General features: G+C 62.8%; 9 protein-coding genes. 1 reads left to right on the forward strand and 8 read right to left on the reverse strand.

Features of this window, described 5'->3' with window-relative positions; translation table 11 throughout:
• Positions 1-9: 9 nt before the first annotated feature.
• The 6 genes from EOB59_RS21665 to EOB59_RS21690 all read right to left on the reverse strand — a co-directional run bounded on the left by EOB59_RS21665 (position 10) and on the right by EOB59_RS21690 (position 9,235).
• The gene (locus EOB59_RS21665) at positions 10-3,171 is read right to left on the reverse strand and encodes an efflux RND transporter permease subunit (protein WP_127810044.1); all 3,162 of its coding nucleotides are present in this window, start codon (positions 3,169-3,171) and stop codon (positions 10-12) included.
• Entirely contained in the window at positions 3,168-4,424 is a 1,257-nt protein-coding gene (locus EOB59_RS21670; RefSeq protein ID WP_128289209.1) for an efflux RND transporter periplasmic adaptor subunit, read from the reverse strand. Before EOB59_RS21670 ends, EOB59_RS21665 begins: the two co-directional genes overlap by 4 nt.
• Before the next feature lie 242 nt (positions 4,425-4,666).
• Positions 4,667-5,263 carry a LysE family translocator gene (locus EOB59_RS21675; RefSeq protein ID WP_128289201.1) on the reverse strand — a complete coding sequence of 199 codons (597 nt, stop codon included), beginning with the start codon at positions 5,261-5,263 and terminating at the stop codon, positions 4,667-4,669.
• A gap of 115 nt (positions 5,264-5,378) precedes the next feature.
• Positions 5,379-5,951: an acetolactate synthase small subunit gene (gene ilvN, locus EOB59_RS21680; protein WP_023757090.1), complete on the reverse strand. Its 573-nt coding sequence runs from the start codon at positions 5,949-5,951 to the stop codon at positions 5,379-5,381.
• Between the two features lie 85 nt (positions 5,952-6,036).
• A complete protein-coding gene (locus EOB59_RS21685) occupies positions 6,037-7,818 on the reverse strand; it encodes an acetolactate synthase 3 large subunit (RefSeq protein ID WP_127272402.1) in 1,782 nt (593 codons plus the stop codon).
• 256 nt (positions 7,819-8,074) lie between these two features.
• Positions 8,075-9,235 (reverse strand): DUF6600 domain-containing protein, encoded by a 1,161-nt coding sequence (locus EOB59_RS21690; protein WP_128289202.1) that lies wholly within the window; start codon positions 9,233-9,235, stop codon positions 8,075-8,077.
• Positions 9,236-9,655: 420 nt separating this feature from the next.
• Here EOB59_RS21690 and EOB59_RS21695 point away from each other — a divergent pair, with 420 nt between their 5' ends.
• On the forward strand, positions 9,656-11,476 hold the full coding sequence (locus EOB59_RS21695) for an NAD(P)/FAD-dependent oxidoreductase (RefSeq protein ID WP_127395421.1): 1,821 nt from the start codon (positions 9,656-9,658) through the stop codon (positions 11,474-11,476).
• 72 nt (positions 11,477-11,548) lie between these two features.
• Here the strand turns inward: EOB59_RS21695 and EOB59_RS21700 are convergent, their stop codons facing one another.
• On the reverse strand, positions 11,549-12,139 hold the full coding sequence (locus EOB59_RS21700) for an HD domain-containing protein (RefSeq protein ID WP_127395420.1): 591 nt from the start codon (positions 12,137-12,139) through the stop codon (positions 11,549-11,551).
• Positions 12,136-13,287, reverse strand: coding sequence for a gamma-butyrobetaine dioxygenase (locus EOB59_RS21705; RefSeq protein ID WP_128289203.1), 1,152 nt, complete (start codon positions 13,285-13,287; stop codon positions 12,136-12,138). Before EOB59_RS21705 ends, EOB59_RS21700 begins: the two co-directional genes overlap by 4 nt.
• Positions 13,288-13,438 lie beyond the last annotated feature (151 nt).

Genomic DNA, 13,438 nt, shown 5'->3' on the forward strand with positions numbered 1-13,438 from the left:
CCTGTCACATCATTCGGCCGCCGCCTGCTGCGGTTCTGGCAGCATGTCTTCCCTAGGCTTGAACAGCGAGGGCTGATCCCCCGCTTCGACCGGGCCCGTCTCGCCCTTGCGCTTCGACCAGAGCCCGACCAGCCAGCCCGAGAAATTCTCCATGTAGACATAGATCACCGGCGTCACGAACAGGGTCAGTGCCTGCGAGGCAAGCAGGCCGCCGACAACGGCAACGCCCAGCGGCTGGCGCAGTTCGGCGCTGGCCCCGGTGCCGAGCGCAATCGGGAACGTGCCCATCAGCGCCGCCAGCGTCGTCATCATGATCGGCCTGAACCGCATCAGGCAGGCCTTGTGGATGGACTCGGTCGCGGACATGCCTTCTCGTCGCAGTTCAAGCGCGACGTCGACCATCATGATGCCGTTCTTCTTGACGATGCCGATCAGCATCAGGATGCCGATCACCGCGATAACAGACAGATCCATGCCGGCGAAGCGCAGCGCAACGACCGCTCCCAGCACGGCCGATGGCAGGCCGGTAAGGATGGTCAGTGGGTGGATGAAGCTCTCGTAGAGGATGCCGAGCACGATATAGATGGTCAGGATTGCGCCGCCGACCAGAAAACCCTGGTTGGCAAGAGAATCCTGGAAGGTCTTGGCCGTGCCGGCAAAGGTCGTCGAGATCACCGTCGGCATGCCGATCTGCTCCTTGAGCGCATTGATGCGCGTCACGCTGTCGCCCAGCGCCACGCCCTGCGGCAGATTGTAGGAGATGGTCACGGCTGGAAGCTGGCCGAGTTGGTTGACCGTCAGGGCGCCGGCAGTGCGATCGACCCGGGCGAAGGCGCCGAGCGGAACAAGACTGCCGCTCGCCGTCCTCATCTGGATGGCCAGCATCCGCTCGGGCGACCACTCGATTTTGGGGTCGAGCTCGGTGATGACTTCGTAGCTGTCGGCCGAACCGAAGATTGTCGAAACCTGGTCGGTGCCGAACCCGCCATAGAGGGCGGAGCGCAACGTGTCGGTGTCGATACCGAGTTGGGCGGCCTTGTCGCGATCCACCACCAGCGTAGCCTGCAGCGCATTGTTCTGCAGGTCGCTGGTGACGTCGGTGAAGTTCGCATGATCTGCGGCCATCGCGTCGTTCAGTTTCTGCGCCCAGATATCGGTCAGGCCGGTATCAAGGCCCTGAACCACGAGCTGGTAGGCGCTGGCCGACGACCGCGAGCCCAGCCTCAAATTCTGCACCGGCTGCATATAGGTCTCGATGCCCGCCACGCCGGCCAGTTGCTTGCGCAGATCCGAAAGCACCTTCTCGATATCGGGGCGCTGGTCCTTGCCCTTGAGCTGGACGAAAAGCTGCCCCTGGTTGAGCGCATTGTTGCCGCTGCCCGCCGACCACGCCACATGGTCGACATAGGGCGAATGCGAGAAGACACTGGCGACCTGTCCTTGCAGCCTGGACATGGCGTCGAAAGAGATGTCCTGACGTGCGATGGTGGTCACCGATATCTGGCCGATGTCCTCCTGCGGGAAGAAACCCTTCGGCGAAGTCTGGATCAGCCACACCGACGCTGCCGCGGTGCCGACGAAGACGAGGAACACCAGGAAGGTGTGCCGCAGGCAGAAGCTCAAGACCCTGTCGTAGCCGCGGGTGACGAGGTCCGGCTTGTGGCCGGGGCCATGCTTGTCGCGGTCGGCTTTGGTCACCGACAGCAGCCGCGAGCACAGCATCGGCGTCAGCGTCAGCGACACGAACATCGACGCCAGGATGGCGACCGTCACCACGACGGCGAACTCGTTGAAGATGCGCCCGATGACGCCACCCATCAGCAGCACGGGGATGAACACCGCCACCAGAGAGATCGAGATCGAAATGATGGTGAAGCCGATTTCGCGCGCGCCCTTCAGCGATGCGTCGAAGGCCGACAGCCCGTCCTCCTCCATATGGCGGAAGATGTTTTCGAGCATCACGATGGCATCGTCGACGACGAGGCCGACCGCCAGCGTCAGGCCCATCAGCGATATGTTGTCGATGGAAAAGCCGAACAGGAACATCGCGCCGAGCGTGGCGATCAGCGAGATCGGCACCGCCACGGCCGGGATGATGGTCGCCGTCACCCGGCGCAGGAACACGAAGATCACCATGACCACCAGCGCGATGGTCAACAGCAGCGTGAACTGGACGTCATCGACGGCCTGACGGATCGAACTGGAGCGGTCGTTAAGCAGCTTGATGTCGGCGGCGGCCGGCATCTGGTCCTTGAAGGACGGCAGCATGGCCTTGACCTTGTCGACGACGTCGACGGTGTTGGCGTCGGGCTGGCGCTGCACCGCCATGATGATCGCGCGCGTACCGTCATACCAGCTCGCCGTGGTCGTCGTCTGCACCGAATCGACCACACGGGTCACCTCGCCCAACCGCACGGGGTGACCGTTTTTGGTGGCGATGATGATGTTGGAGAAGCCGGCGGCGTCGGTCAGCTGCGTGTTGGCGGTGATGGTAAGCTGCTGCTTGTCGTTCTGCAGCACGCCGAGCGGCGTGTTGCTGTTGGCCGAGGCGACCGCCGCCTGCAGCTGATCGATCGAGATGCCGCGCGCGGCAAGCGCGGTCGGGTCGATCTGGATGCGCACCGCGTATTTCTGTTGGCCGAAGATCGAGACCTGCGCCACGCCGTCTATGGTCGACAGCGACGGCGAGATGACATTTTCCGCGAAAGCATCGAGATCGGTCAGCGGAACCGTGTCGCTGACCAGCGACATCAAAAGGATCGGCGCGTCGGCCGGATTGACCTTGCGATAGCTCGGCGGCGCCGTCATCTGCGGCGGCAATGATTTCTGCGTGCGCGCGATCGCCGCCTGTACGTCGGCTGCTGCCGCGTCGATGTCGCGGTTGAGCACGAACTGGATGGCGATCGAGGTCTGGCCAAGCGAGTTCGTCGTCGAAATGGAATCGATGCCGGCGATGGTGGCGAACTGCTTGATCAGCGGCGTCGCCACCGATGTCGCCATGGTTTCCGGCGAGGCGCCGGGCAGCGAAGCCGAGACGTTGACCACCGGGAATTCGGCGCTGGGCAGTGCCGCCACCGGCAGGAACTTGTAGGCGAACAGTCCGCCCAGCACGAGGGCGAACGACATCAGAAGGGTGGCGACAGGCCTGCGTATGCAGAATTCGGAGATCATTGGGCTGCCTCGCCGGCGTTGCTCGCCTCGGCCACCTTGGGAGCAGCATTCGCCGTGGCCTTGCCCTCATGCACCGCGGCGCCGTCCTTCAGCCTCGTCTGGCCCTCAGTGACAACTTTCTCGCCGCTTTTCAGCCCCTGGCTGATGGCGCTGTTGTCGCCTTCGGTCAGCGCCACCTGCACCGGCCGCATCTCGACCGTGTTGTCCGGTTTGACGACATAGACGAACGGCCCCTTCTGGCTTGGCTGCACCGCGACCGTGGGAACCGATGTCATCTGCGGCAGGATGCCGGCGTCGAGCACGACATTCACATACTGGCCGGGCCATAGCGAAAGATCGGCATTGGGAATGCTTGCCCGCGTGGCAATCGTGCCCGACGCGGTGTCGACGCTGGAGTCGACGAAATCGAGCGTACCCTTGCCGATCGGCGTCGGGTCACCATCCTTGGTCAGTGTCACCGCGCCCTGCTGCGGGTTGGCGAGCGCCTTGTGCAGCAGGGCCAGGTTACTCTCGGGAAGATTGAAGTTGACCTGCAGGGGGTCCATCTGGGTGATGGTCACCAGCGGGGTCGCCGTGCTGCTGTTGCCATTGCTGACGGTGACGAGATCGCCGACGGCGACGCTGACAGCACCCAGCCTGCCGGAAATCGGCGCCGTGATCGTGGCGAAGCCAAGCTGGACATTGTCGGCATCGATTGTCGCCTTGTCGGCATCGACAGTCGCTGCGGCAGCCTTCTGCCCGGCGACGGCCTGGTCGTAGGTCTGCTGCGTGCCGGCCTGCTTGGCGACCAGATCCTTGGCGCGCTGGAGATCGGACTGCGAGCTGGCGAGCATCGCCTGATCCTTGGCCAGCGCCGCTTGATCCTTGGCCAGCTGCGCCTTCAGTGCCCGATCATCGAGCGAAAACAGCAGATCGCCGGTCTTGACCATCTGCCCGTCCTTGACGTCGATGGACACGATCTGGCTGGACACCCGCGCGTTGATGTTGACGACGGCGGGAGAGGAGACGAAGCCGATCGCATAACGCCGGATCGGGAAATCGGCTGTCGAGGCGACGGCCGAGAGGATGGAGGCCGAGCGCCCGGCATTGTCGGCCTTCTTGTCCGAAGCCGCAGCCTGTTTGTCCGGCGCGGCAACCTGCTTTGCGCCGATGACCTGCTGGACCCTGCCAAGCGCGTCAGGCGAAAGATAGAGCCACCCGGCCGCACCCAGGCAGGCGACGGCCAGCAACGAAAGAACGACTTTTCCACGCATGGTCACAGGCCCTCTCCACCCGACACGTCGTGGTCTGATGGTTCTATTCCAACGCGGCCCGTTGCCGCGATTTCGCCGAATAGATAGGACACGCCTTTGTCGGAAAAGGGCCAAAAGGCGGCATTACGAAGATTTAATGTGCACTGCACAATGGATGTGCAACACGGGGAGGCTCCCGATCCGGACGCTCCGCCGAGGGTGCGAGTCCCGTCCCCCTACGATCGGATGGTGCGCCCCACGGCCTATTTAAGCATCGGCCAAAGCGTCGCCGCCAGCAGTACGCCCATGGCGATGTTGAACCATTTCAGCCGCACCGGATCCGACAGGAAACCGCGCAACGCGGTGCCGAACCCAGCCCACACCGAGACGCTCGGCAAATTGACGATGGTGAAAGCCACGGCGATCAACACCACCGACAGGAACGGGTGCTCGGCATTGGCATAGACGGCCATGGCGGTGATCGCCATCACCCACGCCTTGGGATTGACCCACTGGAATGCGGCCGCCTCGATGAAGCGCATGGGCCGCGCATTCGTCTCGCCCTTGCCGGTCAGCGTGCGCGACATGGCGATCTTCCACGAAAGATAGAGCAGGTAGGCACCGCCTGCGATCTTCAATCCGGTGTGCAGCGCCGGAAACGCCGTCAACACAGCGCCGAGGCCAAGACCGACGGCAAGCAGCAGCACGAGGAAACCCATGCTGATGCCCAGCATGTGCGGAACGGTTCTGACGAGGCCGAAATTCACGCCCGATGCCAGAAGCATGAGATTGTTCGGCCCCGGCGTGATCGAGGTCACGAAGGCGTAGACAAGCAGAGCAAGGAATGCGTCGAGCGACATGGATATCCTCCCTGACAAGTCAGCATCTTGTCTCTTCCCGGCGACCCCGCAAAGGCCACGGATGGCCTCACAATGGAAGCTGGCTGGCGCGTTCGGCGCCAGCCCCGCCGAAGTCCTACATCGCCTGCGGGCCGCGGTTCAACGCCGCCACGCCGGTGCGGCAGATTTCAACCAGGCCGAGCGGTTTCATGATGGCGATGAACTGGTCGATCTTGGAGCCCTTGCCGGTGATCTCGAAGATGAAATGCTCGGTGTTGGCGTCGATGACGCTGGCGCGGAACGCATCGGCCAGCCGCAACGCCTCGACCCGGGCCTCGCCGGTGCCGGCGACTTTGACCAGCGCCAGTTCGCGCTCCAGCGGCCGCTCCTGGCCGGATTCATGCGAACGCACGGTCAGGTCGACGACGCGGTGAACCGGCACGATGCGCTCGAGCTGGTGCTTGATCTGCTCCAGCACATGCGGCGTGCCGCGCGTCACGATGGTGATGCGCGACAAATGCTTCTCATGCTCGGTCTCGGAGACGGTCAGGCTCTCGATGTTGTAGCCACGCCCGGAAAACAGGCCGATGACCCTGGCAAGCACGCCCGGCTCATTGTCGACCAGCACGGAAAGCGTGTGGTTTTCCGGCTTCTCCGTCTCCTTGGCGATGAAATAGGCGGAGCCGGTCGGTTGTAGCTGTGCGTTCATGACATGAATCTCGATTTCAAGCTCTTGAGCTAATTCTCTGTTTGCGCAGGGCTTTCTCGCGACAGCCCTGCCTTGGTTCTGCCGGCTACACCAGTTCCCTGCCCTTGGCGTCGATGGCGTTGGCCACCGCCTCGTCGGTCGCCTCGTCGGGCAAGAGCATCTCATTGTGCGCCTTGCCCGATGGGATCATCGGGAAGCAGTTGGCGAGCGTCGCCACGCGGCAGTCGAACAGCACCGGCTTCCTGACCGAGATCATCTCCTTGATCGCGTCGTCCAGTTCGTCCGGCTTCTCGCAGCGAATGCCGTGTCCGCCATAGGCCTCGGCCAGCTTGACGAAGTCGGGCATCGCCTCGGTGTAGGAATGCGACAGCCGGTTGCCGTGCAGCAACTGCTGCCACTGCCGCACCATGCCCATATACTGGTTGTTCAGGATGAAGATCTTGATCGGCGCGTCGTGCTGCACGGCAGCGCTCATCTCCTGCATCGTCATCTGCACGGAGGCGTCGCCGGCAATGTCGATGACCAGCGCGTCGGGATGCGCGATCTGCACGCCGAGCGCCGCCGGCAGGCCGTAGCCCATCGTGCCCAGCCCGCCTGACGTCATCCAGCGGTTCGGCTTCTCGAAATGATAGTGCTGCGCCGCCCACATCTGGTGCTGGCCGACCTCGGTGGTGATGTAGGTGTCCATACCCTTGGTCAGTTCGTAGAGCCGCTCGATGGCGTATTGCGGCATGATCACGTCGTTGTTCATCTTGTAGGCGAGCGAGTCGCGCGCACGCCATTTGGCGATCTGCTCCCACCAGGGGTAGAGCGCCTTCTTGTCGGCCTTGGCGCTCGCGCGCCACAGCCGCACCATATCCTCCAGCACCCGGCCGACATCGCCGATGATCGGCACCTCGGTGTGGACATTCTTATTGATCGACGATGGATCGATGTCGATGTGGATCTTCTTCGAATTCGGCGAGAACGCGGTCAACCGGCCGGTGATGCGGTCGTCGAAACGGGCGCCGATGCAGATCATCACGTCGCAATCATGCATGGCCATGTTGGCTTCATAGGTGCCGTGCATGCCGAGCATGCCCATCCAGTTCTTGCCCGATGCCGGATAGGCACCGAGGCCCATCAGCGTCGAGGTAATCGGGAAACCGGTAAGATCGACCAGTTCGCGCAGCAGATGGCTCGCTTCCGGGCCGGAATTGATGACGCCGCCGCCGCTATAGATGATCGGCTTCTTGGCGCTGGCCATCAGCTCGACCGCCGCCTTGACCTTTTCCAGGTCGCCCTGGACCTTAGGCTGGTAGCTGGTGCGCGGCGCTATCTGCGGCGGGACGTAGAATCCCCTGGCGAACTGCACGTCCTTCGGAATATCGACGACGACCGGACCCGGACGGCCGGTGGTCGCGACATGGAAAGCCTCGTGGATGGTGGCGGCGAGTTCGTTGACGTCCTTCACCAGCCAATTGTGCTTGGTGCAGGGGCGGGTGATGCCGACCGTATCGCATTCCTGAAAAGCGTCGGAGCCGATCAGCGAGGTCGGCACCTGCCCCGTCAGGCAGACCAGCGGGATCGAATCCATCAGCGCGTCCTGCAGCGGCGTCACCGCATTGGTGGCGCCGGGGCCGGAGGTCACCAGCATGACGCCGGCCTTGCCGGTCGAACGCGCATAGCCTTCGGCCGCATGGCCGGCGCCCTGCTCGTGGCGCACCAGTATGTGCTCGACATCGTCCTGCTGGAAGATCTCGTCATAGATCGGAAGGACAGCGCCGCCGGGATAGCCGAAGACATGCTTGACGCCATTGTCCTTCAGCGCCTGCACCACCATTTCGGCACCTGTCATCTCGCGCCGCTCGTTCTGTCCGTTGCTCATCGGTCTGGTCCCGTACTGTCGCCATTTGGCGTTTGCTGGTCGTTTAGTCGTGTTTCAGGCAATAAAAAAGGCCCCCGAGGGAGCCTGTGTCTTGCGCATGGGGGGTTTTCGCCCGGCGGTTACACCGCCTTGCCCACGCGCTTTCCTACGAGAATGAGTGCCGTTTTCATGGTGGCGGACACTAAGGGCGGGAAAGGCGGCCTGTCAACGGGAAAAATCGCGCCGGCGCGCGCAGCGTGCCGACGCGACTGCGGTGTCAGCCCGGCGCCTTGCAGCGGGAAACGCGTGGATCGCATTTGGACGCCTTCCTGGCCTGCATCTTCGCTGGCGGATGGTGGGGTGCCACCCTTGCCGGGGCATGGTGCTGGGGCATGCGCATTGCCAACGCTTGCTGATGCGGCTTTTGTTGCCCGGCTCCGCGTGCAAGACGCTGCCCCGAAACCGGCCTGGACGAAACCGGCTTGGGCGACCCCCGGTTGAGCGACGATTTGACAACGATGCGTCCGTCGCCTGTGGTCCTGTCGGCATGCAGCTTGAGCGCATCGGCCTTCGCGCCGTTGCCGGCGACCATCCGCTTGCTCACCGGCTTCACGACCACCGGATTGCTGGCAGTCACCGCGCCAAGGGAATTGGCCTTGTCGCCGGTCGCAGTCTTGGGACCCGCCAGGATTTGCCCGTTCCCCTTTGTATTGCCGGCAAGCCTCTTGATCTCGGCGCCCCTGGAAACATCGAGCCGTGCACTGGCAAACACGCCTTTGCGAGGCGGAACCAGTTTTGCCGCCTTGATCGATTCGATGACGGGCTTCGGGAGTTGCTGCAGCCGGGGTCCGGCATTGATTGCAACGACCTGATTGCCAAGTCGCACGCGCGGTGCATTGTTGACCACGACCGTCTGGTTGATGATCGTCGTGTTGCGCATGATGACGACGTTCTCCTGCACCGGCCGCACCACCCTGACCAGATCGACCGCGCCGATCGCCGCCACAGGCACGAAACACCACCAGGCGTCGTCGAAGGCGACACCGACGTCGGGCGGCGCTGGAGCCCAGCCGACATCATTGCCGCCCTGACGCCACACCACCCAGGCTGGCGCCCATTGATCGCCGGCGATCCACACCCAGCCGAAATCGGGATCATACGCCCAGCGGCCATAGTGATAGACGACATCGCCGAATGGCTCGGTGGACTGCCAGTACCAGCCATCGTCGGTCCAGACCCACCTGCCTTCGGTGTACGGCCGCCATTCGGTACGGACCGAGGGAACCCAGACATCGCCGAATCGGGCCGAGGTTCGCCATCCGCCATAATTCGAAAGCCTTTCGCGGACGGTGACGGCAATTTCCGCCGCATGCGCCTGCGTTCCGGGCAGCACCAGCGGGCCGGTCAGGGTCGCGCTCAAGGCCATGACCGCGGCCATTGCTGCTGCGCGTCCACGCCGGCCAAGGGAGCGACATGAAGACGCTTGGATAAAAGGTATGATGATCATAACGGGCTCCAGAGTTCCGCATCCAGAAAATCCCGGGAACCGCCCTGTTGCCCGCCACCGCTTCCCGGCTTCTCACCGATCGGTTGTCATCGGCCCCGGTGACCGCATTGCGGCATTTGACCATCAATTTTGCGCGACCGGCGCGGCATTCACAAATGGAACGTTCGTTTCCGGCGCCGGAGCGATTCCGAAACCGCCTGGCGATCTCATTTCTAGGATAGACCATTGAAATCGCTGGAAACTATGGTGGGGCGTGACGAGGGCCGCCATCTCTGACGATACTTGATCGTCCGGCGGCAAGCCCGGCGGAGCCACCACCATGACGATCTGGATTTCACGGGAGGAAACCTGATGCTCGACAAGCCCTCTAGCAAGAACACGGCCCCTAGCAAGAAACTGTCTGACCTGCTCGATCAATTCGGCGCCGCGCTGGCTGCCAATGACATCGAGAAGGCGGTCGATTGCTTTCAAGAGGATTGCTACTGGCGCGACCTCGTTACCTTCACCTGGAACATCAAGACCATGGAAGGCCGCGACCAGGTCCGCGACATGCTGAAAAGCCAATTGTCGAACACCAGGCCGTCGCACTTCGCCATCGCCAAGGGCGAGGACGCGACCGAGAGCGGCGAACTGATCGAGGGCTGGATCAGCTTCGAGACGGAGGTGGCACGCGGCTTCGGCCATGTCAGGCTGAAGAACGGCAAGATCTGGACGCTGCTGACCACCATGGCCGAACTGAAAGGCCACGAGGAGCCGGCAGGCTTTGCGCGGCCGATGGGCGCCAGGCACGGCTCGGGCAAGAACCGTCCGACATGGAAGGAAGAACGCGAGAGGGAAGCCGCCGAGCTCGGCTTCAAGACCCAGCCCTATACGGTCATCATCGGCGGCGGCCAGGGCGGCATCGCGCTCGGCGCGCGGCTGCGGCAGCTTGGCGTGCCGACGATCATCATCGAGAAAAACGAGCGGGCCGGCGACAGCTGGCGCAAGCGCTACAAGTCGCTCTGCCTGCATGACCCGGTCTGGTACGACCATCTGCCCTACATCGATTTCCCCAAGAACTGGCCGGTCTTCTCGCCCAAGGACAAGATCGGCGACTGGCTGGAAATGTACACCAAGGTGATGGAGCTGAATTACTGGTCCTCGACCGAGGCCAAAAGCGCCTCCTATGACGACAAGACCAAGGAATGGACGGTTGTCGTCCACCGCGACGGCAGGGACATTACGCTGAAGCCCAAGCAGCTGGTGCTGGCGACCGGACAGTCCGGCAAGGCCAATCTGCCGAAATTCAAGGGCATGGAAACCTTCAAGGGTGACCAGCACCACTCGTCGAAGCATCCGGGTCCCGACGCCTATGCCGGCAAAAAGGCCGTTGTCATCGGATCCAACAATTCCGCCCATGACATCGCTGCCGCACTTTGGGAAGCTGGTGCCGACGTGACCATGGTGCAGCGCTCGAGTACCCATATCTCCAGGTCCGACACGTTGATGGAAATCGGACTGGGTTCGCTCTATTCGGAGCAGGCGCTGCAGAATGGCATCACCACCGCCAAGGCCGATCTCATCTTCGCTTCGCTGCCTTACAAGATCCTGCACGAGTTCCAGATCCCGGCCTATGCCGAGATGAAGAAACGCGATGCGGCGTTCTACAAGGGATTGGAAAAGGCGGGTTTCATGCTCGACTGGGGCGACGACGAGTCCGGCCTGTTCATGAAGTACCTCAGGCGCGGCTCTGGCTATTACATCGATGTTGGCGCCTCGCAGCTGGTTATCGATGGTTCGATCAAGCTGAAGAGCGGCGTCGACGTCGAAGAGATCAAGCAGCACTCTGTTCTGCTCGGCGACGGGTCGGAACTGCCTGCGGACCTCATCGTCTATGCCACGGGCTACGGCTCGATGAACGGCTGGGCCGCCGATCTGATATCCCGCGAAACCGCCGACAAGGTCGGCAAATGCTGGGGCCTCGGCTCGAACACCACCAAGGATCCCGGCCCCTGGGAAGGCGAGTTGCGCAACATGTGGAAGCCGACGCAACAGGAGGCGCTGTGGTTCCACGGCGGCAATCTGCACCAGTCACGACACTATTCGCAGTTCCTGGCGCTGCAGTTGAAAGCCAGGCAGGCCGGCTTGGCGACGCCGGTCTACGGGCTGCAGCAGGTGCACCACAAGGGATAGGCGAGCGCCATTCCTGCGGAGAAAAAACGGAAGGAGGCATGGCTTGCACCCTGCCTCCTTCCTTCGAGGGAATTACGCCGGCTTACCCGCGGCGAACTGCGTCACCACCCGCTGCAGCAGCGGCACGTAATCGCGAAACGCCCGTGTCTTCATGTTGGCGATCTTGCCGCTCTCGTCCCAGATGCGGACCCGGACCGCTTCCTCGTGGAACGGGTTCTTGCGGAACTCGGCCACTTCATCGGCGCTCATCGGCCCGCCCTGCAGCGACAGCGTATGCACTGAGGCCTGCGAAAGCCTGCCGAAATAGGTCGGGTCGGTGGCGCAGAGATAGCGCTTGGCCGCGACATGCAGCCTCACGCATTCGACGATGACCGGCGGAAAGAACGGCGCCAGCACCTCGCCGCCGGCTTCGTCATGATGCTTGTCCTCGACATCCTCGGGCGAATAGGTGCCGAACTCGCTGGTGTAATGGCCGATGTCGTGCAGCAGCGCCGCCGCCACAAGTTCGTCGGGCGCACCGTCCTTTTCGGCGAACCAGGCGCCCTGCAGCATGTGCTCAGACATGGTGACTGGTTCGCCGAGATAGGATTCGGCACCCCGGCGCTCGAAGATGTCGGCGATGAACTCGACGATGGTGTCCGCGTTCAAATCCTGGCCGCTCATTCCGCCGCCTCCTTGAACCCATGCTCGATTGCGGCCAGCGTCGACAGCAGACCGTCCTTGTCTGCGTAACAGCCCTGCAGCCAGCGCTTGCCGGTACCGGAAAACGCTTTGCGGGCATGCATGACGCGCGTGTTGTCGACGATGAACGCCTGCCCCGCTTCGAGCTTGAACGTCACCTCGAAGGATGGATTCTCGATCAGTTCCGCAAACCGGCGATAGGCGGCGTAGTACGCTTCCATATGGCTGAACGGCACGTCGACCGTCGGCGCCAGGGAGCGGTTGTTGAAGCGGATGCAAATCAGCTCGCCATCGGGCCCGAGCTCGATCATCGGCCGCTTCGCCTGCAGCCGCACGCCGGAAGAGCCGGCATATTCGAAGCGCGCCGGGCATGAGCTCAGCAGCCGGAAGCCTTCCGGGTTCTCAGCCTGCAGCGCAGCCGCGACGGCAAACCCATCGACGACACTGGACTCGCCGCCCTCAACCGTATTTTCGATGCAGGACAGAATCTGCAGCGTCGGCACAGGGTCGCGATAGGGGTTGTCGGTGTGCGCCTGGAGGCCGAGATTCGTGTAGGCGAGATTGTTCGGATTGACCTCGGCGCGCACTTCGAACCAGCGCCCGTAATTGGTCTCCCTGATGTAGCCGAACAGATCGGACACTTTGCACAGCGCCCCGGATTCGGACGGCAGATCGTCCATCACCGCGAAGCCATAGGTTTTCACCGCCGACAGCCATTGCCCCAGCACAGCACGATCGCGGCTGGCCGCAACATAGCCGGCGCGCGGTACCGAATTCTGCATCGAGGCCTTGGTCCATCGCACGGTGGCCTCGCCTGTCCAGCCCGGCTGGCGGCCTGCGTCACGATCATAGGCATTGGCGCTCAGCCATGCCGCGGGAAAGCTGACCGTCTTCTGCTCGGGCACGAAGCTGACTTCCAGGGCGCCGCCTTTGATCGACGCGGCGCCGATCCTGGTGTTGGCGGGAATGTCGAGAATGGTGATGAGCCGTTGACCATTGCCGGCGCTGCGCGTCTTGTCGTCCAGCGCATTGTCGCGCAGCCACATGGCATGAAAACGGCTGCGCGACCCGTCCTGCCAGCCAAGGTCGATTGTTCTGCCTTCGTCGCCGATCAGCGCGTGGGTGAGCATGGAGATCCGTTCCTGTTCGTTGCGTCCCCCGCAGCCTGATCCGCAGGGTTTCGATTGCATGTTGATCGCGCGACAGGCATAACTCAAATTATCATTTTTTAGCCAATGACCGCAGAATACTTATGGCTCGTACAAATACACCCGTGCCCCC

The sequence above is a fragment of the Mesorhizobium sp. M7A.F.Ca.MR.176.00.0.0 genome, assembly GCF_004023165.1.
Lineage (GTDB): Bacteria > Pseudomonadota > Alphaproteobacteria > Rhizobiales > Rhizobiaceae > Mesorhizobium.

What these genes read in the sequence shown, in the direction of transcription:
- EOB59_RS21685 (WP_127272402.1), bottom strand. Translation starts at nt 7,818, where the DNA reads ATGAGCAACGGACAGAACGAGCGGCGCGAGATGACAGGTGCCGAAATG.
- EOB59_RS21675 (WP_128289201.1), bottom strand. Translation starts at nt 5,263, where the DNA reads ATGTCGCTCGACGCATTCCTTGCTCTGCTTGTCTACGCCTTCGTGACC.
- EOB59_RS21700 (WP_127395420.1), bottom strand. Translation starts at nt 12,139, where the DNA reads ATGAGCGGCCAGGATTTGAACGCGGACACCATCGTCGAGTTCATCGCC.
- EOB59_RS21705 (WP_128289203.1), bottom strand. Translation starts at nt 13,287, where the DNA reads ATGCTCACCCACGCGCTGATCGGCGACGAAGGCAGAACAATCGACCTT.
- ilvN (WP_023757090.1), bottom strand. Translation starts at nt 5,951, where the DNA reads ATGAACGCACAGCTACAACCGACCGGCTCCGCCTATTTCATCGCCAAG.
- EOB59_RS21665 (WP_127810044.1), bottom strand. Translation starts at nt 3,171, where the DNA reads ATGATCTCCGAATTCTGCATACGCAGGCCTGTCGCCACCCTTCTGATG.
- EOB59_RS21695 (WP_127395421.1), top strand. Translation starts at nt 9,656, where the DNA reads ATGCTCGACAAGCCCTCTAGCAAGAACACGGCCCCTAGCAAGAAACTG.
- EOB59_RS21670 (WP_128289209.1), bottom strand. Translation starts at nt 4,424, where the DNA reads ATGCGTGGAAAAGTCGTTCTTTCGTTGCTGGCCGTCGCCTGCCTGGGT.
- EOB59_RS21690 (WP_128289202.1), bottom strand. Translation starts at nt 9,235, where the DNA reads ATGGCCGCGGTCATGGCCTTGAGCGCGACCCTGACCGGCCCGCTGGTG.